Source organism: Mycobacterium sp., from assembly GCF_046330795.1.
Taxonomy (GTDB): domain Bacteria; phylum Actinomycetota; class Actinomycetes; order Mycobacteriales; family Mycobacteriaceae; genus Mycobacterium.
In genome coordinates this window covers 207,194-227,763 of sequence record NZ_JAXLSA010000005.1, presented here as the reverse complement: position 1 = coordinate 227,763, position 20,570 = coordinate 207,194, and the positions used below count along the sequence as shown (strand labels likewise).

Here is a 20,570-nt window from a genome sequence, read left to right as displayed (position 1 = left end):
GGGGACGGTCCTGTGGATAAGCCCAATCCCCTGATCTGTTCAGCGGTGACTGCGAGATCTACTCGCACAACGTCGCAGGCACGGCTGAACAGATCGCCCAGGGAGAGTCGCCGTTGAGGGCGAGGTCTCTACTGGGTATCAATCTGCATCACGATGCGGGCCTCGTCGCGATCATGCGGGACGATGGGGGGATGCGTGCGCACTGTGGGGCCGAGTCGGCGGAATCACCCGCCGACACCGACCCACCCACCGGCGCCGAGCAGGCCTTTTCGCGTCGTATCACCAGCTTTCGGTCCCGCCGCTCGACCCTCAGCGACGCCCAGCAGCGCACCTGGGAGCGGCTCTGGTCCCAGCTGGGGACCGAGGCCCGCTCCGGGGAGTCCCCGGCCGAGCCGCTCGACGCCGAAGCATGGTTCGGCCGCACGGCACCGCTGGTGCTCGAGATCGGCTCCGGAACGGGGACGTCGACCCTGGCGATGGCCCAGGCCGAACCCGGCGTCGACGTCGTCGCCGTCGAGGTCTACCGGCGCGGGCTGGCCCAACTGCTGTCGGCGATCGACCGGGCCGGCGTCACCAACATCAGGATGATCCGCGGTGACGGGCTCGACGTCCTCGAGCACATGATCGGGCCAGACTCGCTCACCGGCGTCCGGGTGTTCTTCCCGGACCCGTGGCCCAAGTCCCGCCACCACAAACGCCGACTGCTCCAGCCCGACACCGTCGCGCTGATCGCCGACCGGCTGCGCCCGGGTGGCATCCTGCACGCCGCGACCGACCATGCGGACTACGCCGAACAGATCGCGCAGGTCGGCGACGCCGAGCCCCGGTTGCGCCGCGTCACCGGCTCGCCCGAGCTGCCGATCTCGGTGCACCGGCCGACGACGAAGTACGAGGGCAAGGCGCACACCGCCGGCAGCGCCATCGCCGAACTGGTCTGGGAGCGCCGGTGAGCCTGACCGACATCGAACCGGGAACGAATCCGGACGCCAACGCGGAAACCGGCGGCGATTCCGAGGTGCCGGCCCCGATCACACCCACCCCGGAGGTACGGCGGGTGCTGCTGGTGTGGGATGCGCCCAACCTCGACATGGGTCTCGGATCGATCCTGGGCGGTCGCCCCACCGCCGCGCACCGGCCGCGCTTCGACGCGCTGGGCCGCTGGCTACTCGGCCGTACCGCGGAGGTGTCCGCCTCGCCGATCGGGGCCACCGGCCCGATCGAGCCCGAAGCCACCGTGTTCACCAACATCGCGTCGGGCAGCGCCGATGTGGTGCGGCCGTGGGTCGAAGCCCTGCGCAATGTCGGATTCGCCGTCTTCGCCAAACCGAAGGTGGACGAGGACAGTGACGTGGACAGCGACATGCTGGACCACATCGCGCTGCGCCGCCGGGAAGGCCTGGCAGCAGTGGTGGTGGCCTCGGCGGACGGGCAGGCGTTCCGGCAGCCACTGGAGGAGATCGCCCGCGATGACGGCACCCCGGTGACCGTCCTCGGATTTCGCGAACATGCCAGCTGGGCGTTAGCGTCGGATAGCTTGGAGTTCGTCGATCTGGAGGACATCCCCGGCGTGTTCCGGGAGCCGCTCCCGCGGATCGGCCTGGATTCGCTGCCCGAGCAGGGGGCCTGGCTGCAGCCGTTCCGGCCGCTGTCCTCCTTGCTGACGTCGCGAACTTGAACTCGAGAATGACGAACGAGGCCGCGCCGCCGAACGGTGCGCCCCGACGAGAACGTGAAGAGCGTTAGGAGCCGCCGTGTTCGCCTGGTGGGGTCGAATGGTGTACCGCTTCCGGTACATCGTCATCGGTGTGATGGTCGCGATGTGCCTCGGTGGCGGGATCTACGGCAGTTCGCTGGGCCAGCACGTCACCCAGAGCGGCTTCTACGACGACACCAGTGAATCGGTGCGCGCCTCCGTCCTGGCCGACGAGGTCTACGGCCGCGACCGCACCAGCCACATCGTCGCCATCCTGACTCCCCCGGACGATCAGAAGGTCACCGACAAGGACTGGCAGGCGAAGGTCGCCGGCGAACTGGATCAGGTGGTCAAGGATCACCCCGACCAGATCGTCAACTGGATCGGCTGGCTCAAGGCGCCGGACAACGCGGCCGTTGCCAACATGAAGACCGAGGACCTGCGGCACACGTTCGTCAGCATCCCGCTCAAGGGCGGCGACGACGACACCATCCTGAAGAACTACCAGACGGTCGAACCCGACCTGCAGAAGGTCAACGGCGGCGATATCAAACTTGCCGGGCTGAACCCGCTGGCCAGCGAGCTCACCGGAACCATCGGCACCGACCAGAAGCGCGCCGAGATCGCCATCATCCCGCTGGTGGCCATCGTGCTGTTCTTCGTGTTCGGCGGCGTCGTGGCGGCCGCACTGCCGGCCATCATCGGCGGCCTGACCATCGGTGGCGCACTGGGCATCCTGCGATTCACCGCCGAGTTCGGCCCTGTGCACTTCTTCGCCCAACCCGTGGTCACGATGATGGGCTTCGGTATCGCCGTCGACTATGGCCTGTTCATCGTGAGCAGGTTCCGGGAGGAGCTCGCCGAAGGCTACGACACCCCGGCCGCGGTACGCCGGGCCGTGATGACGTCGGGGCGCACGGTGGCGTTCTCGGCGGTGATCATCGTCGCGTCGTCACTGCCGCTGTTGCTGATCCCGCTGGGCTTCCTGAAGTCGATCACGTACGCGATCATCGCCTCGGTCCTGCTCGCGGCCTTCCTGTCGATCACCGTGCTGCCCGCGACCCTGGGTGTGCTGGGCGCCAACGTCGACGCCCTGGGCGTGCGGACCCTGCTCAAGGTGCCATTCCTGGCCAACTGGCCGTTCTCGCGCAGGATCATCGACTGGTTCGCCGAGAAGACGCAGAAGACCAAGACCCGCGCCGAGATCGAGAACGGCTTCTGGGGCCGGCTGGTCAACGTCGTGATGAAACGGCCGATCGCGTTCGCGGCGCCGATCCTCATCCTGATGACGCTGCTGGTCATCCCGGTAGGTCAACTCGCGCTCGGCGGATTGAGCGAGAAGTACCTGCCGCCGGACAACCCCGTGCGGGTGGCCCAGCAGCAGTTCGACAGCCTGTTCCCCACGTTCCGGACCGAGCCACTGACCATGGTGATCCGCTCCGAGGACGGCAAGCCGGTGACCGACGACCAGCTGGCGGAGATCCGGGCGAAGGCCGAAGCGATCCCCGGGTTCACGGTCCCGGACAACAACCCGGACAAGATGTGGCAGGAACGTGCCGTTCAGGACGGCGCGACCAAGGATCCGTCGGTCCGGGTCGTGCAGAACGGCGTGGTCGACGCGAGCGACGCGCCGAGCAAGATCGACGCACTGCGGGCCATTCAGGCGCCGCACGGGCTCCAGATTCTCGTCGGCGGAACCAGTGCTCTGGCGCAGGACAGCATCCACAGCCTGTTCGACAAGCTGCCTCTGATGGTGACCATCCTGGTGATCACCACGACGATCCTGATGTTCCTGGCGTTCGGTTCGCTGGTTCTGCCGATCAAGGCCGCGGTGATGAGCGCGCTGACGGTGGGCTCCACGCTGGGCATCCTGACCTGGATGTTCGTCGAGGGCGGCCATGGTTCCGGGCTGTTCAACTACACCCCGCAGCCGCTGCTGGCGCCGATGATCGGCCTGATCATCGCGGTCATCTGGGGCCTGTCGACCGACTACGAGGTCTTCCTGGTGTCGCGCATGGTGGAGGCCCGCGAACGCGGCATGTCCACCCAGGAGGCCATCCGCATCGGCACCGCCACCACCGGCCGGCTGATCACCGGCGCAGCCCTGGTGCTGGCCGTCGTGGCCGGATCGTTCGCCTTCTCCGATCTGGTGGTGATGAAGTACCTCGCGTTCGGCCTGCTGATCGCGCTGCTGCTGGACGCCACTGTGATCCGGATGTTCCTGGTGCCCGCCGTCATGAAACTGCTCGGCGACGACTGCTGGTGGGCGCCGCGCTGGATGAAGCGGGTGCAGGAGAAGATCGGGCTGGGCGAGGTCGAACTGCCCGACGAGCGCAAGATCTCCGTGGCATCCACCGACGAGCCGGTTCTGGTCGGCGCGGGCGCGCCGGCGGCCCGTCAGTTGCCGCCGCATGATCCGACGCATCCCGGGGCTGCGGGCGCCGCCCATTCGGGCACGCCCCAGTTGGCACCCCGGCCCGCCCCGCTCGCCGACGAGAGCACGGTCCGGATGACGCCGGGTCCGCAGCGTGCGGTCGTCGAAAGTGAGGCGCCCACAACACGTTTCGCGTCCGCTCGCAATGTCGTCCGCTCGGCGGTCAGCAGCGCGACCAACGCGGTCACCCAGCGCCAGCCGGCCCAACCCGCCCAGCCGGCCCCGCCCGCCGGCGAGCGGGAGATCGAGTCCTGGCTCGGCGATCTGCGCGGGTCGGCGCAAACGGCTGCGCCACAACAGCATTCACCGTCGAGCGAGCGGACCGAAGCCATCTACCCGGCCGGCGGACAGCCCGACAGCGAAGCCACCACCGCCATCCCGGTACAGCGGGCCAAGCCCACTCCCACTCCTGAGGGCGACGATGACGCCACCCGGGCGATCCCGGTGTCGAAGGCCGCCAACGAAACGAATGACTCGAAGGCCGCCACCAACCGGATCAATGCCCGCGGCGAGAATCAGCCGGACCAGACGGGCCGGCCGCAGCGCAGTGGCGACAGCGTCAGCGCGCAGGACCTGCTGCGTCGCGAGGGGCGCCTCTGACGTTCAGTCGGAGGGCTCGTCGGCGGTCGCCTCGATCACCGGGCCGTCCTCCTCGGCGAGCAGTGCCTGCTCGGCATCCGGGTCGTCGGCGACCAACACCCGGACCGCATTGTTGAGGAACGCGATCACCGGGACCGCCAGCAGCGCACCGACGATGCCGGCGAGCACGCCACCGGCCGCGATGCCCAGCACCACCGCCAGCGGATGGATCGACACCGCACGTCCCATCACCAGCGGCTGCAGCACATGGGCCTCGATCTGCTGCACCGCGATGATCAGGCCGAGGGTGATCAGGGCGTAGATGAAGCCCTTGGTGAGCAACGCGACGACGACCGCCAGGAATCCGGTGACAACGGCACCGACGAGCGGGATGAAGGCGCCCAGGAACACCAGCGAGGCCAACGGCAGTGCCAACGGCACCCCCATGATCGCCAGGCCGGCGCCGATACCCACCGCGTCGACGAGCGCGACCACGAACGTCGCGCGCACGTAGCCGATCAGCGAATGGAACCCCGACGAACCCGCGTCGTAGACCCGGGTGCGCACATTCGCCGGAACGATCCCGGTGACGAACGCCCAGATGTTGCGGCCGCCGTGCAAGAAGAAGATGAGGGTGAAGAACACGAGCAACGCGCCGGTGACCAACTCGGTGACGGTGGCCGCCGTCGACAAGGCTCCGCTGGTCAGCTTCGCCTGATTGTTCTGCATCGCCGTGATCACCGAGTCGCCCGCGTGGTCGATCTGTTCCCTGCTCAGATGGGCGGGCCCGTTGATCAGCCAGTTGCGCAGCGAGTCGACGCTGTGGGTGACCTGCTCGGTGAGCCCCGGCAAGCCGGTGACGAACTGGCTGACCACGAAGGTCAGAATTCCGCCGAGGATCGCGAAACTGCTGAGCAGGACCAGTGCGACGGCCCCGCCGCGCGGCGCACCACGACGGTCCAGCCAATCCACCACCGGCAGGAGCAGCGCGGCCAGCATCGTCGCCAGGGCGACGGGCACCAGGATCAGTTCGAGTTTGGCCGTGACCCACAGCAGCGCGACCGCCAGCGCCAGGATCGCCAACAGCCGCCAGGACCAGGCCGCTGCCTTGCGTACCAGTGGGCTGACCGACTCGTCCGCGGCAACGGGGCGCGATGACATAGCGTCAGAGTAACGTTCCGGTTCCGACGTCGTGGCGCACCGCGAACGTGTCCCGGCCACCGTGATGACCGGCCGTTATCCTGGAGCGCGTGTCCCACGACGCACAGGCTGCCAACGCCGGCGCGCCCCCGACGACGACCGTCCGGGGCCGATATTGGTGGGTGCGCTGGGCGGTGTTCGCGGTGGTCGCGATCGTCCTGACGGTCGAGGCGATCCTGGTCTGGGATCAGCTGGCCAAGGCCTGGCGCAGTGTCCTGGCCGCGAACTGGTGGTGGGTCCTGGCGGCCATCGCCGCGGCGATGCTGTCGATGCACAGCTTCGCCCAGATCCAGCGCAAGCTGCTGCGGTCGGCGGGCGTCGAGGTACACCAGTGGCGATCCGAGGCGGCCTTCTACGCGGGCAACTCGTTGAGCACCACGCTGCCCGGCGGACCGGTGCTGTCGGCCACGTTCATGTACCGGCAGCAGCGGATGTGGGGTGCCTCGCCGCTGGTCGCCTCATGGCAGCTGGTGATGTCCGGCGCACTGCAGGTGGTGGGGCTGGCGCTGTTGGGGCTCGGCGGCGCGTTCCTGCTCGGCGCCAAGAACAATCCGTTCTCGTTGCTGTTCACCATCGGCGGGTTCATCCTGCTGCTGCTGCTCGCGCAGGCGGTGGCCTCCCGGCCCGAGCTGCTCGACGGTGTCGGCGTGCGGGTGCTGGCCCTGGTCAACCAGGTGCGCGGCAAGCCCGCCGACACCTGGCTGGATGCCTGGCGCAAGATCCTCGGCCAACTCGAATCGGTGAGCCTCACCAGGCGGCAACTGGGCTCGGCGTTCGGTTGGTCGCTGTTCAACTGGATCGCCGACGTCGCATGTCTGGCCTTTGCGGCACATGCCGCCGGCGGGGCTCCCTCGCTGGCCGGCCTCACCGTCGCCTACGCCGCGGCCCGGGCGGTGGGATCCATCCCGTTGATGCCGGGCGGACTGTTGGTGGTCGAGGCGGTGCTGGTCCCCGGCCTCGTTTCCAGCGGCATGACGCTGCCCGGGGCGATCTCCGCGATGTTGATCTACCGGCTGGTCAGCTGGATCTTCATCGCGGCCATCGGCTGGGTCATCTTCTTCTTCATGTTCCGTGCCGAGAACCAGCTGGACCCCGATCTGCTCGAGGATTCCGCACCGCGTCAGGATCCACCGGACTCGCAGCGGGTCTCGTGACAGGATCGGCGGATGCCGACGCTGTCACGTTCACTGGCGGTGCTGTCCGCCGCCGTACTGCTACTGGCGGGTTGTTCGTCGAGGTCGACCCCCGAGCCGACCACCACCCCCGGACCACCACCGGCGGCCACCGCACTGATCGGCTCGGCGCTGGCCGAACCGGTGCCCGTACCGGCCACGGACGGACGCACCCACCTGGCCTATGAACTGCTGTTGACCAACACCCTCGGCGGCAATGCCACGCTGCGTTCGTTGACGGTTGCGGCAGGTGATCGTCAACTGCTCACCCTGTCCGGTGACAACGTGAAGTACTGGACCCGCGCACTGGGCAACCCCGCCACCCCGACCAACGTGATCGGACCCGGCCAGAGCGTCATCGTCTGGCTCGACGTCGCCATCGACGGCGGTGCCCAGGTACCGGCCGATCTGACCCACTCCGTGGCGCTGACGGTGGCCAAGCCCCTACCGGGACTGATCAACGGTGACACCACCCAGAACGTCGCACCCGTCCGGGTGTCCGACCACAAGATGGTGTCCATCGCCCCACCCCTGAGCGGCCCGAACTGGTTGAACGCCGACGGTTGCTGCGACATGACCGCGCACCGGATGGCCGCCAACCCGATCAACGGAAAGCTCTATGTCGCACAACGATTCGCCATCGACTACGTCCAACTGACCGACAACTTCCGGCTGTCCGACGGTGATCCGACCAAACCCGAGAGCTACCACTACTTCGGCGCGCCGATACACGCGGCCGGAAACGGCAAGGTGGTCTCGGTGGTGAACGATCTACCCGAACAAGTACCCACCAAAGACCCCACCGGGCTGCCGCTGGACCAGTACGCGGGGAACCATATCGTCCAGGATCTCGGCGACGGCAATTACGCCCTGTATGCGCACCTGCAACCCGGCAGCGTCACGGTCAAACCCGGCGATGATCTGACTACCGGTCAATCCATTGCCGCCCTGGGTAATTCGGGCAACAGCAGCGCGCCGCACCTGCATTTCCATGTGATGGACGGACCGGACCCGTTGGCGGCCAACGGCCTGCCGTTCGTCGTTTCGTCGTTCCGGCTCGATCAACGAGTCGGCGGGGAACCGGCACTGGACAAACTGTTCGCCGGGCAACCCGCACCCGTGCAGCCCGGGTTCGCCGCACGCGACGTCAGCGGGGTCATGCCGCTGGTCTACGACATCATGAATTATTCTGCTGGACAATGACTTCCATGACTTCCAAATGGACGCCTCTGGCAGTGGCCGCCGACGTGGCGTGTGTTCTGGTGTTCTGCGCTGTCGGCCGGCGCAGCCACGCCGAGGGCATCACCGTTTCCGGGTTGGCCGAGACCGCGTGGCCGTTCGTGACCGGTACCGCGGTCGGCTGGTTGCTGGCCCGCGGATGGCACCGGCCCACCGCGCTCTCACCGACCGGACTGATCGTCTGGGTCGCGACCGTTGCCGTCGGAATGGCACTGCGGAAGCTCTCGGGGCAGGGTGTCGCGGTCAGTTTCATCGTGGTGGCATCCACCGTCACTGCCCTGTTGCTGCTGGGCTGGCGGCTGGCGCTGCGGCTGCTGGACCGCACCCCGATTTCCTGATCTGTTCTGCATCCTCGGCGAACTCCACTCGAACAATGTCGCCGAGGATGCAGAACAGATCACGAGGGGGGTAGGCCGCTGGCGATCCGCAACGTCGCACGCAACCCACCCAGCGGGCTGTCCGACAACTCGATCCGACCGCCGTGCAGGGCGGCCTGCTGGGCGACCAGCGCAAGTCCCAGACCGGATCCGCCCGAGGCCGCGGTACTGCCGCGCGAGAACCGCCCGAGGACCGCGGAGTGCTCCGCGGCCGGCAGTCCGCATCCGTTGTCGTCGACGGTGATCTCCAGCCCGCTTGGATCGGGCCGGTACGCGGTCAGCACAATGCGGTGCGCGCGGCCGTGGGTGATGGCGTTGCGCACCAGGTTGTCCACCGCCAACCGCAGTCCGCCCGACCAACCGAACACGATGCCGGCCTCGTCGGCGTGCACCTCGATCGACACATCCGACGAACGCATGTTCTCGCGGGCAACGCGATCCAGCAGCTCCTCGATATCAATCGGTTCACGGTCCTCGTCCCGGGCCAATTGCCCCGACGCCAGCTGACCCAGCGCGGTGATGGTGGATTCGATTCGGCGCTGCGCGCGGGACAGGTCGGCCACCACCTCGTCGCGCTCCTGCGGGGGCAGATCGTGGATGCGCAGCGTGTCCAGGTCCGCCCGCATCGCGGTCAACGGGGTCCGAAGCTCATGGGCGGCGTTGGCGGCGAAATCCTGCGCGGCCTGCAGTGACCTGGTCGTGGCCTCCCGCGCGGCCGCCAGCCGGACCAGCATCAGGACCATGGCCTCGGACAGGTCCTCGGCCTCCTTGACCCCACGCACGGGAACGATCTGATCGCCCGGCGACCCGTCGCCCGCGCCGAGCCGGCGGGTCTGCTCGGTCAGTCGACGCAACGGACGGGTGGCGACCCCACCGAGGAACCAGCCCAGCCCGGCCGCGATCAGCAGGGCCACCAGACCGATGGACACATAGAGCGGGATGCGGGCCGGCGTCAGCAGGATGCTGTCGGCCCGGATTCCGATCGAGACCAGGAGGTCCTCCCCGGCATCGCGCGGCACGGCCACCGTACGCACCCGGTAGTCGACGCCGTTGACCGCCACGGTGTGAGTGCCCGGCGGCAGCTGGGGCAGCTGGAATCCGCGCTGGAACATCACCTGACCGGTGTTCGCCGCCCGCCCGGTGGAGAGCACGTCGTGCGCAGGGTCACGCGGGTCAGCGGTGCTGACGCTGGCGTTCACGATCGCGTCGAGCCGCCGATCCAATTGGGCCACATCGTTGTTCGCGAGCACTATCGAACTCAGCACGACCAGTGCGCCGACCACCACCGCAGCGGCCACCGCGGCCGCGATGGCCACCCGGGTGCGCAGCGACGCGGTGAACCGGGCACGCGTGGGCGGAGCCGTCACGGATCGGCCCGCAGCACGTACCCGATCCCGCGAACCGTGTGGATCACCCGCGGCACACCATCGCGTTCCAGCTTGCGCCGCAAGTAGCTGATGAAGACGTCGGCCACATTGGTGTCGACGTCGAAGTCGTAGCCCCACACGAGCTCGAGCAGTCGCTGCCGGCTCAGCACCACGCCGGCGTTCTCCACCAAGACCGACAGCAGATCGAATTCCCGCTTGGTCAGCTCGATCCGCTCGCCGTCGACGAACACCAGGCGCCGTGCCGTGTCGATGGTCAGCGGGCCCACCGTCATCGCGTCGAACTGCTCGTCGGAATGTGCGGCGCGGCGCAACAGCGCGTGCAGGCGCGCCACCAACTCGCCGAGGTCGAACGGTTTGGTCAGGTAGTCGTCGGCGCCCGCTTCGAGGCCGGCGATCCGGTCGTTCACGGTATCCCGCGCGGAGAGCACACAGATGGGGATGTCGTTGCCCAGCGCCCGCAACGCCGTCACCACCGCGACGCCGTCCAACTCGGGCATCTGCACGTCGAGCACCAGTGCGTCGTGATCCTCGTTGGACAGCAGCCGCAGGGCCTCTTTCCCGTTGGCCGCCACCCGGACGTCGAAACCGGAGTGCCGCAGACCACGGGCCACCGAGGTGCGCACGTCGGGGTCGTCGTCGACCATGAGCACCGTGTGGGCGGCGTTCTCACGCACGTGCGACCCCGCGCCTGTCGGGACTAGTTGCCGGGGCCGCCGGCGATCCCGTCCCCCAGGGGGGCACCGCAGCGGTTGCGGATATCGACCAGCGGCTGGCGGATGCCGGTCAGCTCGTCGCGCACCTGCGGGTTGGCATCCATGTACGACTTGACGTCGGTGCGCATCTGCTCGCGCGACTTACCCTGCAGCCCGCTGAAGAAGTTGTTGACGTCCGGGTGGGTGAACAGGTACGCCGACGTGGCGGCGGAGACGCCGGAGGCGACCCCGGCCAGATCCGCGGCCGTGCAGTTCGGCGGATCCGCGAGTGCGGATCCGGCGCTGACGGACAGCATCGCGGCGGCGACGGCACCCGATCCGATCACACCGATGGCCACACGCGCTGCCAGGCGATGGGCAACAACGAACATCTTCAGGCTCCTTCTGCCGCGACACTGGATCACGAACATTCCTACCCCGCGCCGTGCGGATTCGCCAGGAGACCGGGCATCAACTCGCCGATAACACCTGTGCGGGCGCCTGCGGTGCAGTTTGTTGGACACCCTGCATGAGCCCCAACACCTGCGGGAGGCTGATCGGCAGCTTGCATCTGGAGGTCAGCGCGGTGACCGGTCGCTGGATCACCTGCAGATCGGTGGCGGCCTGCGGATTGGCGTCGAAGTAGGCCTTGAGCGTCGCCAGTGACTGCGGACCTGCCGGCTGCGCCGCCACCGCCGTCAGCACCTGATTGGTCTGCGGGTGCGAATCCAGATACATGCTGGCGTTGATCGAGGCGTTGCCGACGGCCTTGGCGATCTCACTGGCCGCGCACGGGTCCGGTGCCGCGCCGGCCGCCGGAGTGTTCAGGACGGCGACGGACACCAGGCCGGCGGCGACGACGAAGACGGCGCGTCGGTGGATGGGTGTCATGGGGACTCCTCACATCGAACGGCCGCCGGCAACCTGCACTGCCTGGCGAACCTGGGACCCCGACCCGACGATCGCGTCATCATCCTGCCACCTGCGCGGGGCGGCCCGCCAATCCGCTCAGCGAGATTCCACCAGCGAACTCGCGATCGGGCCAGTTCAGCGTGCCCGCGAGACCCCGGCGGACTAAGGTCGCTGCGGTACGCTTCCGGGACCGCCCTCGGTACAGAATGCGGGGAGACCGCCATCCAGCAGTTCATGATGCGCCTGAGCAGCAGCCTGCGCAGAGCCCGCTGGCTGGTGTTCGGGGCCTGGTTGCTCACCCTGATCCCGGCCGTGTGGTTGGCACTCACCCAGTCCGGCCACCTCACCGGCGGCGGGTTCGAGGTCGCCGGTTCGCAGTCGCTGAACGTCCAGTACCAGCTCGAGGACCATTTCCCCGGCGAGGGCGCCTCGCCGCTGGCGCTGGTCGCCGCACCGCGGCCGGACGCGACGTATGCCGATATGAACTCGGCCGTCGACCTGCTCCGGCAGGTGGCCGGTGACGTACACAGCGTGACGCTGATCCCCGACCCCCGCCAGCCGGCCCCGCAGCCCGACCGCCCCTACGTGGTGTCGCTGCGCCTGGACTTCAACAACACCGGCGCCGTCGACGTCGCCCGGCAGTTGCGCGAGAAGGTCGGCGTCACCGGCGACCAGCCGGGCCAGACGACCAACGGCAAGGTCCGGCTCTACGTGATCGGCCAGGGCGCGCTGGGCGCAGCGGCCTCGGAGGCCACCAAACACGACATCGCCGAGGCCGAGCGCTGGAATCTGCCGATCGTCCTGATCGTGTTGCTGGCGGTGTTCGGATCGCTGGCGGCCGCGGCCATCCCGCTGGCGCTGGGCGCCTGCACGGTCATCGTGACCATGGGCGTCGTCTACCTGCTGTCGACCGTCACCCAGATGTCGGTGTTCGCGACCACCACGGTGTCGATGTTCGGCATCGCCCTGGCCATCGACTACTCGCTGTTCATCCTCATGCGGTTCCGTGAGGAACTCCGGGCCGGTCGTGACCCGGCCCAGGCCACCGACGCCGCGATGGCGACCTCGGGTCTGGCGGTGGTGTTGTCGGGACTGACCGTGATCGCGTCGGTGTCGGCGATCTACCTCATCAACACCCCGGTGTTGTCGTCGATGGCCACCGGCGCGATCCTGGCCATCGCGGTCGCGGTGTTGACATCGGTGACCATGACGCCGGCGGTGCTGGCGACGTTCGGGCGTTCGGCCGCCAAGCGTTCCTCGCTGCTGCGCTGGTCGCGGCGGGGTGAGACCACGGAGTCGCGGTTCTGGACCCGTTGGGTGCGCTGGGTGATGCGCAGGCCATGGCTGTCGGCACTGGCGGCGACGGCCTTTCTGCTGACGCTGGCCGCGCCGGCGTTCTCGATGGTCCTGGGCAACAGCATGCTGCGGCAGTTCCCGGCGGCACACGAGATCCGCGGCGGCGTGGGCGCGGCGGCCGAGGCGCTGGGCCCCGGCGCGCTCGGCCCGGTCCGGGTCCTGGTCGCCTTCCCCGACGGGGACGCGTCGTCACCGGCGCACACCGGCGTCGTCGACGCCGTGTCGCAGGAGATGGCCCGGGCGGTGAACATCGTGTCGGTGGCGCCGCCGGTGTTCTCCGAGGACAACCGCTCCGTGCTCCTCAGCGCCGTGCTGGCGGTGGACCCCGAGGACATGGCCGCCCGCAACACGGTCGACTGGATGCGCGTGGCGCTCCCGAAGACAGCTGCGGCCAGCGGCGCGACCATCTCGGTGGGCGGGCCCACGGCACTGATCAAGGACTTCGACGATCGCGTCGCAAAGACGCAGCCGCTGGTGTTCGCGGCCGTCGCACTGATCGCGTTCGTCATGCTGCTGATCGCCATCCGGTCGGTCTTCCTGGCGTTCAAGGGCGTACTGATGACGGTCCTGTCGGTGGCCGCCGCCTATGGAAGCCTGGTGATGATCTTCCAGTGGGGCTGGGGCGAACGACTGGGCTTCGCACCGATCTCCTCGATCGACAGCACCATCCCGCCGCTGGTTCTGGCGTTGACGTTCGGGCTGTCGATGGACTACGAGATCTTCCTGCTGACCCGCATCCGGGAACGCTTCCTGCAGACGGGCGACACTCGGGACGCCGTCGCGTACGGCGTGTCGACCAGCGCCCGCACCATCACCAGCGCCGCGCTGATCATGATCGCGGTGTTCATCGGCTTCGCCTTCGCAGGCATGCCATTGGTCGCCGAGCTCGGGGTGGCCTGCGCGGTCGCGATCGCGGTGGACGCCACCGTGGTGCGCCTGGTGCTGGTGCCGGCGTTGATGGCGATGTTCGACCAGTGGAACTGGTGGCTGCCGCGGTGGCTGGACCGGCTGCTCCCGTCGGTCGATTTCGAGAAGCCGCTGCCCGACGTCGACATCGGCGACCTGGTGATCATCCCCGACGACATCTCGGCCCTGGTGGCTCCCGGCCCCGATCTGCGCATGGTGGTCAAGTCGGCGGCGCGGCTCAAGAACCTTGCTCCCGACACCATCACAGTGGCCGACCCGCTGGCGCTGCGCGGTTGTGCCGGCCTGGGCGATCTGCTCGAACGGCGGCCAGGATCCAACCAGCTGACCGACGTGAGCGCCACCGCGCAGACCGTGCGGATCCGGACGTCCGGCGCCGAGCACGCGTATTCCGCGCGCCACGGCGGCCCCCGGCCGGTGCACCCGGTCACGGTGTGGCGGGGCCGGCTCGAGCTGGCACTGGATGCGCTCGAGGCCGCGGCACAGATCGAGAACGGCACCACGGCGCCGGCGGTGCGCCGGCTGGCCCCGATCGAGACCACCAATGTGCAACTGCCGACCGGTGACCGGTTGCAGATCCCGACGGGCGCCGAGACACTACGCCTCAAGGGCTTCCTGCTGCTGACGCGCAACAGCAAGCGGGACTATCAGGAATTCGCCGACCTGGTCGACACGATGCAGCCATCCACCGCAGCGGTGGTGCTGGCCGCCCTGGACAGGTACTACTGTGTGCAACCGTCCGCCGGAGGATCCGGGAACGGTCGCAGGTGGGTCGCCACCGATCTGGTTCGCCGGCTCGCCGACCCGCAACCCGCCGACGCGCAACCCTGCGGGTCCGAGACGGATCTGGATTGGGAGAATGTCCGGGACCGCTGCCTGGCGGTAGCCGTGGCAATGCTGGAGGAATGAGGTGACGTTGACCGCTAACACCGGTGACGCACCCCTCTCCGACCCCGGCCGGGCACCCGCTGACCGACCGGTCGAGTACTGGCCCACGACGGCCATCCGATCCGCGCTCGAGGTCGGCGACATCTCGGTGTGGCAGAAGATCGTCGTCGCGATCAAGCGCGACCCGTTCGGGCGCACGGCCCGCCAGGTCGAGGAAGTTCTGCAGAACGCGCCACCCCAGGGCATCACCAACGCCCTGTCCGAGGTCCTGGTGCGCAGCCGGCAGCACCTCGAGGCCGGCGAGCGCGCCGAGGCGGCCCGCCACATCCGGTCGCTGGTGGCCCGGTCGGGGTTGTCCCACCATGAGTTCGCTTCCCGGATCGGAGTGCCGGTCGAGGATCTGGTGCTCTACCTGGAGGGCCGGGTGAGCCCGCCAGCGTCCCTGGTGATCCGGATCCGCAAGCTGTCGGACCGGTTCGCGCGGATGCGCGCACAACGCGAGGAAGGCACACCCTGAGCGGCCCGCTGCCGCCGTCGCCGGACCTGCCGCCGTCGCCGGACCTGCGGCAGATCGTGCGGGACACCACCACCATCGCCGTCGTCGGCGCATCGGCGAACCCGGACCGCGCCGGCTACGAGGTGTACAGCTACCTGGTCGGCACGGGCGACTACCGGGTGTATCCGGTTAATCCCACCATCACCGAAATCGACGGTGCCCCAACGTATCCGTCGCTGGCTGATCTGCCGGAGCCCGTGGACCTGGTGGATGTGTTTCGCCGGTCGAGCGAGCTGCCCGCCGTCCTGGCCGATGTGCTGGCAATGCCGGTGCGTCCCAGGACCCTGTGGCTGCAGCTGGGGCTCTCCGACCAGGACGTGGCCCAGCGGGCCGAGGCGGCGGGCATCACCGTCGTGATGGACCGCTGCCTGAAGGTCGATCACCAGCGCTATCGCTGACCCGGCGGCACCTGGTTTATCGGCACGACGTCATAGACCAGCCAGCGGCCTTCCTTCTTGGCCAGCGTTACCCGCAGCGCGAGCACCGCCCGGCTGGGCGGCTGGCCGGGTGTCTGCTGGGTGCCGCGCATGACGACGGCGACGCTGGCCGCCGCGGGGCCCAGGGCCTCGATCCCGGCCGAGATCGTCTGCGCCTGTGCCGAAATGTTCTTGCGGGCCAGGTCCTGTGTCGACCTGCCGAAGTTCGCCCGGAATGCCGCACCCTGCTCGGGGGCCATCATCGAAGCGGCCCGTTCGATCGAGGACGTCGGGTCCTGCGGCGAGAACGTGGCCGTCGCCTCCGAGACGGCGGTCGCCAACCGAACCACCTCACCGGTATCGGCGCGCAGGTCCCGATCGGGCACCGTCCACCGGGTGTATCCCACGGCCACCGCGGCCACCAGCAGCGCGGTCACCAGACCGACCAGGGCCAGGCGCAGTCGTGGACCGTCATCGTCGGTGCCGAAACTGACCCGGTCGCGACGCACCAGGTAGAGGTTGAGCAGCACACCCTCGACCACCAGCAGCGCCAGCATCGAGGCCACCGCCACCCACCACAGCGGCCAGCCCAGGAACAGGCCCATCAACGCGAGCGCGACCAGCACCGCCACGGGGACGACGACGTCGATGAGCAGCACCCGCACGAAGTTCCTCATCGCAACGATTCCAGCCGCGAGATCAGCAGCTGTCCGTCGACGTCGGAGACGTCCAGGCGCAGGTTCCAGCGCACCGTTTGCGGTTGACCGCCCGCGTTCTGGCTGACCGAGGTGGCCACCACCAGCACCGTGTCGGTGCGCGCAGCCATGCCGGCAGGCAATTCCGACGGCGGGTTGGACGTGCCGGGCGGTGCGTCGAGGTCGTGGTGGACGTTCTCGATCGCCACCGCTTCGATCTGACCGGTGGTCTGGGACTGCAGTGTCCGGACGACGTCGCGGTAGGGCTGGACCGAGGCCTCGAAGTCCGTGTTGAGCTGGCCGACGGTGCCGTCGTGCAACTTCTGCAGGCTGGTCTCGACGTTGTCCTTGGTCATGTTGATCAGCACGCCGGTCCAGTCGATCGCGGCCTGCATGGCCGCGGTCTGATGGGTGCGTTCGGCGACGTCGCTGCGGTGGTGGACCCAGGTCAGCGCCAGGAGTGCCGCCGCGGCGACGCAGATCAGCCCCAACAGCGCCGACACCACGCCGTGCCGGGAGAAGGTGGTCTGCTTCACCGCCGGCGCTCCGGCATCCTGGGCGTCCTCGGGCATGGCGGTGAGGGTACCCGGCGGTCTCTGGTAAGGATGGTGGCGTGGCCACCACGACAGTTCGCTCGGGCCTGGACCTGAGCCACGTAGACCCGCAGACCCGCCCGCAGGACGACCTGTTCGGACATGTCAACGGACGCTGGCTGACCGAGTACGTGATACCCGCGGACCGCGCGACCGACGGCGCGTTCCGCTCGCTGTTCGACCGCGCCGAGGAGCAGGTGCGCGACCTGATCACCGAAGCCGCCGCAGCGGGCGCACCGGTGGGCACCGACCAGCAGCGCATCGGCGACCTGTACGCCAGCTTCCTCGACGAGGCCACGGTGCAGTCACGCGGCACGCAACCGCTGCGCGACGAATTGGCGCTCATCGACGCCGCGGCCGACGCCGGCGCCCTGGCCGCGGTGGTGGGGCAACTGCAGCGCACCGGCGTGGGCGGTGGCGCCGGCGTGTACGTCGACACCGACTCGAAGGATTCGACGCGCTACCTGGTGCACCTGACGCAGTCCGGCATCGGCCTGCCCGACGAGTCGTACTTCCGCGATCCGCAGCACGCCGAGATCCTGGCCGCCTACCCCGGCCACATCGCGCGGATGTTCGCACTGGTGTACGGCGGCGAGCCCGCCGATCACGCGACCACCGCCGAACGCATCGTCGAACTGGAAACCCAGCTGGCCCAAGCACATTGGGACGTGGTTAAACGGCGTGACGCCGAGCTGAGCTACAATCTGCGCACGTTCGCCGAGTTGTCCGCGCAGGCACCAGGATTCGACTGGGCCGGCTGGATCGGCGCGCTGGGCGCCTCGCCGCAGCTCGCAGGCGAACTGGTGGTGCGCCAGCCCGACTACCTGAGCGCGTTCGCGGCACTCTGGTCGAGTGCGGACCTGGGCCAGTGGAAGGACTGGGCCCGCTGGCGCCTGATCCACGGCCGCGCGGCGATGCTCACCGATGAGATTGTGGCCGAGGACTTCTCGTTCTATGGAAAGCTCCTGTCGGGCACCGAGGCGATCCGCGAGCGCTGGAAGCGCGGCGTTGCGCTGGTGGAGAGCCTGATGGGTGACGCACTCGGAAAGCTGTACGTGGAGCGCCATTTCCCGCCGGACCACAAGGCGCGGATGGATCAGTTGGTGGCCAACCTGCGAGAGGCCTACCGGGTGTCGATCACCAGTCTGGCGTGGATGACGCCGGAGACCCGCGAGCGGGCCCTGGCCAAACTGGACAAGTTCACGCCCAAGATCGGCTACCCGAAGCGGTGGCGGGACTACTCGGAACTCGTTGTGCGCCGCGATGATCTGTACGGCAACTACCAGCGCGGCCATGCCCTCGAGTACGACCGCGAGTTGGCCAAGCTCGGCGGTCCCGTCGACCGCGACGAATGGTTCATGACACCGCAGACCGTCAACGCGTACTACAACCCCGGCATGAACGAGATCGTGTTCCCCGCGGCCATCCTGCAGCCGCCGTTCTTCGACGCCGACGCCGACGACGCCGCCAACTACGGCGGCATCGGCGCGGTGATCGGTCACGAGATCGGGCACGGTTTCGACGATCAGGGCGCCAAGTACGACGGGGACGGCAATCTCGTCGACTGGTGGACCGATGCCGACCGCAACGAATTCGGCTCCCGCACAACGGCTCTGATCGCCCAATACGATGATTTCGTGCCTCGGTCGCTGGACGACGGGCATCACGTCAATGGCGCGTTCACCGTCGGGGAGAACATCGGCGACCTGGGCGGCCTCTCGATAGCGCTGCTCGCATATCAACTCTCACTGGGCGGCGCGGAGGCCCCGGTGGTCGACGGCCTGACCGGCGTGCAACGAGTGTTCTTCGGCTGGGCACAGGTGTGGCGGACGAAATCGCGTGACGCCGAGGCGATCCGGCGTCTTGCCACCGACCCGCACTCACCGCCGGAGTTCCGCTGCAACGGCGTCATCCGCAATATCGACGCCTACTACGAGGCCTTCGACGTGGACCCCGCCGACGAGCTGTACCTGGCGCCGGAGCACCGCGTACACATCTGGAACTGAGCCGTCCTCCCCCGGGACCTGTTCAGCACCGGCTGCGACGAAGTGCGATCAGGCGCCGCAAGGACCGCTGAACAGATCGAAAGGTGTTGGATCTCTAGAACATCTGCCAATCGGAGGCGCCGTCGGGCGTGTTGTACCAGCCACCGCCGGTGCCCTTGACGACCACCGGGTCGCCGCTGCCGAAGTTGTCGTAGAACCACTGCGCATTGGCGGGACTGAGGTTCACGCAGCCATGGCTGACGTTGCGCTTGCCCTGATCGCCCACCGACCACGGCGCGCTGTGCACGAAGGCACCGCTGTTGTCGATCCGGACCGCGTCCTGCACCTTGAGCTTGTAACCCTCGGCCGAATCCACCGGAACACCGTAGGTGGAGGAATCCATCACGATCTCGGGGAACTTCTCCAGCACGTAGTAGGTGCCGTTCTTGGTCTCATGCTTGCCGTCCGGTCGGCCCATCGACACCGGGAACGTCTTCTCGAGCTTCCCGTTGCGCATGACCTCCATCTGGTGGGCCTTGTCGTCGATGGTGGCCACCAGATAGTCACCGGTGCGGAAGGTGGACTTGGTGCCCGCCGCGTCGATGTTGACGACGGTGTTGGCCGGCCAGAAGTCCTGCGGACGCCAGCGCAGCTGGGTGTCGGTGACCCAATAGAACCGGCCCGGCACCGGAGGCACCGACGAGATGTGGATGGAGTCCTGGGCCAGCTGCCGGTTGGCGATCGGCACCGCGAAGTTGATGTAGATCGGCTTGGCCACCCCGACCATCGACCCGTTGGACGGGTTGAAGGTGGGCGGGCGGAACGGCGCGGTGCCCTCGAAGGGCAGCGGGTTCTGGCCGGCCGGGGTGCCCGGCGGGATCTGCGTCACCGGCTGCGGCTGCTCCCACGGCATCACCGGGGCGGGCGGCGGGATCTCGATCGGCTGGGTCCGGGGGTCGCCGGCCGCGAACGGATAGTTGTTCGGCACCACCGGCGCGGCCGGTGCCGCGGGAGCGGCAGGATCGACCGGAGCGATGTTCGGATCCGGGTCGGCCAGCGCCGGGGCAGCCCCCAGCACCATGGCCGCCGACAGGCCCATGGCCCCCAGCATCGCCGTCAGCGTGCTCATCGCGCGCCCTCGCATAACCAACCTCCACACGTCAGAAACTCCGTCCAGTCTGACACAGCCGACTGGGTAACCCTTGCCGCCAGCGGCGGCCGACCAGCGGGTTCACCGCTGTGACCAGCGCCTTCAGTTGTGAGGATGATCGCAGTGGCCGCCCTTTTCGTTACCACTCTCAACCGATTCTCAGGACCTCACCAGCCGCGCGATGGCCGCCGACGCCTCCGCGAGGCAGTCCTGGACCACGAGAAGCCACTCACATTGGAGTGCCACGGTCCGCGCCTGGCCGCAAGAACAGGCGATCGTCATGTTCTCGACGTCGACAGCCCTCAACGAAATCGAGTGCCG

The 20,570-nt window shown here is 68.4% G+C and carries 18 protein-coding genes; 10 read left to right on the top strand and 8 right to left on the bottom strand.

What is annotated here, in order from left to right:
• The first annotated feature begins 173 nt into the window (after positions 1 to 173).
• The 3 genes from trmB to mmpL3 all read left to right on the top strand — a co-directional run bounded on the left by trmB (position 174) and on the right by mmpL3 (position 4,727).
• Positions 174 to 950 carry a tRNA (guanosine(46)-N7)-methyltransferase TrmB gene (gene trmB / locus U0R18_RS17970; RefSeq protein WP_526370874.1) on the top strand — a complete coding sequence of 259 codons (777 nt, stop codon included), beginning with the start codon at positions 174 to 176 and terminating at the stop codon, positions 948 to 950.
• A gap of 65 nt (positions 951 to 1,015) precedes the next feature.
• Positions 1,016 to 1,675: an NYN domain-containing protein gene (locus U0R18_RS17965; protein WP_526370989.1), complete on the top strand. Its 660-nt coding sequence runs from the start codon at positions 1,016 to 1,018 to the stop codon at positions 1,673 to 1,675.
• Between the two features lie 76 nt (positions 1,676 to 1,751).
• Positions 1,752 to 4,727: a trehalose monomycolate exporter MmpL3 gene (mmpL3, locus tag U0R18_RS17960; RefSeq protein WP_526370872.1), complete on the top strand. Its 2,976-nt coding sequence runs from the start codon at positions 1,752 to 1,754 to the stop codon at positions 4,725 to 4,727.
• A gap of 3 nt (positions 4,728 to 4,730) precedes the next feature.
• Here the strand turns inward: mmpL3 and U0R18_RS17955 are convergent, their stop codons facing one another.
• On the bottom strand, positions 4,731 to 5,867 hold the full coding sequence (locus tag U0R18_RS17955) for an AI-2E family transporter (protein WP_526370870.1): 1,137 nt from the start codon (positions 5,865 to 5,867) through the stop codon (positions 4,731 to 4,733).
• Between the two features lie 89 nt (positions 5,868 to 5,956).
• Here U0R18_RS17955 and U0R18_RS17950 point away from each other — a divergent pair, with 89 nt between their 5' ends.
• The 3 genes from U0R18_RS17950 to U0R18_RS17940 are packed head-to-tail and all read left to right on the top strand — an operon-like array spanning position 5,957 to position 8,655.
• Positions 5,957 to 7,060, top strand: coding sequence for a lysylphosphatidylglycerol synthase transmembrane domain-containing protein (locus U0R18_RS17950; RefSeq protein ID WP_526370868.1), 1,104 nt, complete (start codon positions 5,957 to 5,959; stop codon positions 7,058 to 7,060).
• A 12-nt stretch (positions 7,061 to 7,072) separates the two neighbouring features.
• Positions 7,073 to 8,281 carry a M23 family metallopeptidase gene (locus U0R18_RS17945; protein WP_526370866.1) on the top strand — a complete coding sequence of 403 codons (1,209 nt, stop codon included), beginning with the start codon at positions 7,073 to 7,075 and terminating at the stop codon, positions 8,279 to 8,281.
• 5 nt (positions 8,282 to 8,286) lie between these two features.
• On the top strand, positions 8,287 to 8,655 hold the full coding sequence (locus tag U0R18_RS17940) for a DUF3054 family protein (RefSeq protein ID WP_526370864.1): 369 nt from the start codon (positions 8,287 to 8,289) through the stop codon (positions 8,653 to 8,655).
• Positions 8,656 to 8,714: 59 nt separating this feature from the next.
• Here the strand turns inward: U0R18_RS17940 and U0R18_RS17935 are convergent, their stop codons facing one another.
• The 4 genes from U0R18_RS17935 to U0R18_RS17920 all read right to left on the bottom strand — a co-directional run bounded on the left by U0R18_RS17935 (position 8,715) and on the right by U0R18_RS17920 (position 11,665).
• Complete coding sequence (locus U0R18_RS17935) at positions 8,715 to 10,061, bottom strand: HAMP domain-containing sensor histidine kinase (RefSeq protein WP_526370862.1); 1,347 nt, start codon at positions 10,059 to 10,061, stop codon at positions 8,715 to 8,717.
• Entirely contained in the window at positions 10,058 to 10,726 is a 669-nt protein-coding gene (locus U0R18_RS17930; protein WP_526370987.1) for a response regulator transcription factor, read from the bottom strand. Before U0R18_RS17930 ends, U0R18_RS17935 begins: the two co-directional genes overlap by 4 nt.
• A gap of 53 nt (positions 10,727 to 10,779) precedes the next feature.
• Positions 10,780 to 11,166, bottom strand: a complete 387-nt coding sequence (locus tag U0R18_RS17925; RefSeq protein ID WP_526370860.1) for a hemophore-related protein — start codon at positions 11,164 to 11,166, stop codon at positions 10,780 to 10,782.
• A 79-nt stretch (positions 11,167 to 11,245) separates the two neighbouring features.
• Positions 11,246 to 11,665: a hemophore gene (locus tag U0R18_RS17920; RefSeq protein ID WP_526370858.1), complete on the bottom strand. Its 420-nt coding sequence runs from the start codon at positions 11,663 to 11,665 to the stop codon at positions 11,246 to 11,248.
• Between the two features lie 255 nt (positions 11,666 to 11,920).
• Here U0R18_RS17920 and U0R18_RS17915 point away from each other — a divergent pair, with 255 nt between their 5' ends.
• From U0R18_RS17915 to U0R18_RS17905, 3 genes are read left to right on the top strand one after another with little or no spacing between them, the layout of a single operon-like run.
• Positions 11,921 to 14,875 (top strand): MMPL family transporter, encoded by a 2,955-nt coding sequence (locus tag U0R18_RS17915; protein ID WP_526370856.1) that lies wholly within the window; start codon positions 11,921 to 11,923, stop codon positions 14,873 to 14,875.
• 1 nt (position 14,876) lies between these two features.
• A complete protein-coding gene (locus U0R18_RS17910) occupies positions 14,877 to 15,371 on the top strand; it encodes a helix-turn-helix domain-containing protein (protein ID WP_526370854.1) in 495 nt (164 codons plus the stop codon).
• A 56-nt stretch (positions 15,372 to 15,427) separates the two neighbouring features.
• On the top strand, positions 15,428 to 15,808 hold the full coding sequence (locus U0R18_RS17905; protein WP_526370852.1) for a CoA-binding protein: 381 nt from the start codon (positions 15,428 to 15,430) through the stop codon (positions 15,806 to 15,808).
• On the opposite strand, the gene U0R18_RS17900 is transcribed toward U0R18_RS17905, so the two are convergent.
• Positions 15,799 to 16,503, bottom strand: a complete 705-nt coding sequence (locus U0R18_RS17900) for a hypothetical protein (protein WP_526370850.1) — start codon at positions 16,501 to 16,503, stop codon at positions 15,799 to 15,801. The two genes, U0R18_RS17905 and U0R18_RS17900, sit on opposite strands and share 10 nt — an antisense overlap.
• Positions 16,500 to 17,093, bottom strand: coding sequence for an Rv1363c family protein (locus U0R18_RS17895; protein WP_526370848.1), 594 nt, complete (start codon positions 17,091 to 17,093; stop codon positions 16,500 to 16,502). Before U0R18_RS17895 ends, U0R18_RS17900 begins: the two co-directional genes overlap by 4 nt.
• A gap of 41 nt (positions 17,094 to 17,134) precedes the next feature.
• Here U0R18_RS17895 and U0R18_RS17890 point away from each other — a divergent pair, with 41 nt between their 5' ends.
• Positions 17,135 to 19,120: a M13 family metallopeptidase gene (locus tag U0R18_RS17890; protein ID WP_526370846.1), complete on the top strand. Its 1,986-nt coding sequence runs from the start codon at positions 17,135 to 17,137 to the stop codon at positions 19,118 to 19,120.
• 94 nt (positions 19,121 to 19,214) lie between these two features.
• Here U0R18_RS17890 and U0R18_RS17885 read toward each other — a convergent pair whose 3' ends face one another.
• Positions 19,215 to 20,243: a L,D-transpeptidase gene (locus U0R18_RS17885; RefSeq protein ID WP_526370844.1), complete on the bottom strand. Its 1,029-nt coding sequence runs from the start codon at positions 20,241 to 20,243 to the stop codon at positions 19,215 to 19,217.
• Between the last annotated feature and the right edge of the window lie 327 nt (positions 20,244 to 20,570).

Excerpts from the sequence above, each read along its gene's own strand:
- U0R18_RS17940 (WP_526370864.1), top strand. The coding sequence starts at position 8,287 with ATGACTTCCAAATGGACGCCTCTGGCAGTGGCCGCCGACGTGGCGTGT.
- U0R18_RS17915 (WP_526370856.1), top strand. The coding sequence starts at position 11,921 with ATGATGCGCCTGAGCAGCAGCCTGCGCAGAGCCCGCTGGCTGGTGTTC.
- U0R18_RS17925 (WP_526370860.1), bottom strand. The coding sequence starts at position 11,166 with ATGTTCGTTGTTGCCCATCGCCTGGCAGCGCGTGTGGCCATCGGTGTG.
- U0R18_RS17885 (WP_526370844.1), bottom strand. The coding sequence starts at position 20,243 with ATGCGAGGGCGCGCGATGAGCACGCTGACGGCGATGCTGGGGGCCATG.
- U0R18_RS17945 (WP_526370866.1), top strand. The coding sequence starts at position 7,073 with ATGCCGACGCTGTCACGTTCACTGGCGGTGCTGTCCGCCGCCGTACTG.
- U0R18_RS17955 (WP_526370870.1), bottom strand. The coding sequence starts at position 5,867 with ATGTCATCGCGCCCCGTTGCCGCGGACGAGTCGGTCAGCCCACTGGTA.
- trmB (WP_526370874.1), top strand. The coding sequence starts at position 174 with ATGCGGGACGATGGGGGGATGCGTGCGCACTGTGGGGCCGAGTCGGCG.
- U0R18_RS17895 (WP_526370848.1), bottom strand. The coding sequence starts at position 17,093 with ATGCCCGAGGACGCCCAGGATGCCGGAGCGCCGGCGGTGAAGCAGACC.
- U0R18_RS17920 (WP_526370858.1), bottom strand. The coding sequence starts at position 11,665 with ATGACACCCATCCACCGACGCGCCGTCTTCGTCGTCGCCGCCGGCCTG.
- U0R18_RS17930 (WP_526370987.1), bottom strand. The coding sequence starts at position 10,726 with ATGGTCGACGACGACCCCGACGTGCGCACCTCGGTGGCCCGTGGTCTG.
- U0R18_RS17900 (WP_526370850.1), bottom strand. The coding sequence starts at position 16,503 with ATGAGGAACTTCGTGCGGGTGCTGCTCATCGACGTCGTCGTCCCCGTG.